The organism is Mesorhizobium sp. M7A.F.Ca.US.006.04.2.1 (genome assembly GCF_004022915.1).
GTDB classification, from domain to species: domain Bacteria; phylum Pseudomonadota; class Alphaproteobacteria; order Rhizobiales; family Rhizobiaceae; genus Mesorhizobium; species Mesorhizobium ciceri.
Map to the genome: position 1 here is coordinate 1 of NZ_RZQA01001090.1, position 1,782 is coordinate 1,782.

A 1,782-nucleotide genomic window follows, 5' to 3' on the forward strand; every position below is an offset into this window, starting at 1 on the left:
GCCTGCGACAATAAGCACGACCGGAAGAACCGCCGACCAGATGAGCTGGCCGCCCGGAATGGTTGGGCCGAACAGGACCAGCAGCCAAAGCATGGCGAAGGCAAGGGCGCTGAACGCGCTGCACAGGCGAAGAAATTGGCGGCGGTTGCCATAACGGTCGGTGAAGCGGCCGCTCCAGATGCGCATGACCATGGCGCCGATCTGCACCGCGGCGAGGCTGGCACTGATTGCCGCCGTTCCCAACCCAACGAAGTCGTGCAGGAATACGGAGGCGAAGGTGAGCACGGCCACCTGCGGAAAGCAGAGCAGGCCGATGGCGGTCGCGATACGCCAGACGTCGCGATTGCGCAGCGGCGCCGGTCCGGCCACAGCCGAAGCGGGATGGCCCTCGCCTGCCGTCGGCGGCTCGTGCAGCCAGCGCCAGGCGAACAGGGCAGACAGAGCGGATGCACCCGCCAGGACCCCGAACACCGCGGCAAAGCCGAAAGCCAGCGCAAGCGAGGGCAGCACGAGCGCGCCAAGGCCGCCGCCAAGCGGCACCGCCGTCTGCCTGATGCTCATGGCGAAGCCGCGCTCGTTTTCCCGGAACCAGCCCATGATGGCGCGGCCGCTCGAACCGTTGACGCTGCCGCCGAGCAATCCGGTGATGAATAGGCTCGCGGAGAGCAGCGTGACATCGGGAGTACCGGCCTTTGTCGGCACGACCAGCATCGCCATGACCAGGAGCCACGCCGCCGTCGCGCCGAGCCCGATCAACAGCACGCGGCGGTCGCCCCAGCGATCGGTGAGCAGACCCCAGGGCAGTTCGCTGAGCGCGACCCCAAGCCCGAGAAGGCCGAGCGCCAGGCCGAGCTCGGCATTGCCTAGGTGATAGCCCTGGCGAAGAACGACCGCCGTCGCCGGGATGCCGGAGAACGTAGCCGAGAAGGCGGCATTGGCGGCAACGCCGATGCCCAGGACTTTCCAGCGATGGCCCGGCGTGAACACCCTCCCGGTGGAACCGGTATCTTCCAGAAGTTCCGACGGCTGCCGGTCGGTGCAATTGACAATGGCGGACATGACTTCATTTCCCGTGCTGGCCAGCGGTCCGGCCTTGACGATCTGTCCCTACCGCCATAATTTCATCCTGAAAATCAGGAAGTTTTGAACTTACAATCCTGAAAATCGGGATTTCCAACATGCGACGCGTGACATTCGACCTCGACGTCTTGCGCAGTTTCGTCACCGGCATGGAGCTGGGTAGCTTTGCCAAGGCCGCTGACCGGCTTGGCCGGTCGACGTCGGCGGTCAGCGCGCAATTAAAGAAACTGGAAGAACAGGCGGCGACGCCGATCTTCCGCAAATCAGGACGGGGCCTCGCTTTGACCGAGGCCGGCGAGACCATGCTCGGCTATGCGCGCCGGCTAATCGAGTTGAACGACGAGGCGGCATCCGCCATCCACGGTGTCGAGCTGGAAGGCTGGGTACGGCTCGGCTTGCAGGAAGATTTCGGCGAGGCGGTGCTGCCGGACGTGCTCGGCCGATTTGCCCGGGCGCACCCCAAGGTGAAGATCGAAGCCAGGATCGCACGCAGCCACGACCTTGCCGAAAGGGTCCTGTCAGGCAGCCTCGATATCGCGCTCGCCTGGCACTGCGGCGAAACGCTGCCCTACAGCCAGCATGTCGCCGATGTGCCGATGCGCTGGATCGGGTCGGCAAAGCGTATCGAGACCAGCCTGCGCAACAGTGAGCCGCTGCCGCTGGTGGCGCTCGAAGCGCCATGCCTTCTGCGCACGGTGGCAA

The 1,782-nt window shown here is 65.3% G+C and carries 2 protein-coding genes; one reads left to right on the plus strand and one right to left on the minus strand.

Going from position 1 to position 1,782, the window contains the following annotated elements; all coding sequences use genetic code 11:
• Positions 1-1,059 (minus strand): MFS transporter (locus tag EN925_RS34560; RefSeq protein ID WP_164894611.1); only part of this gene is annotated, 1,059 nt, incomplete at its 3' end.
• A gap of 119 nt (positions 1,060-1,178) precedes the next feature.
• Between EN925_RS34560 and EN925_RS34565 the strand changes: the two genes are divergently transcribed.
• Positions 1,179-1,782, plus strand: a 604-nt coding sequence (locus EN925_RS34565) for a LysR family transcriptional regulator (protein ID WP_128337306.1), incomplete at its 3' end; no start/stop codon positions are given.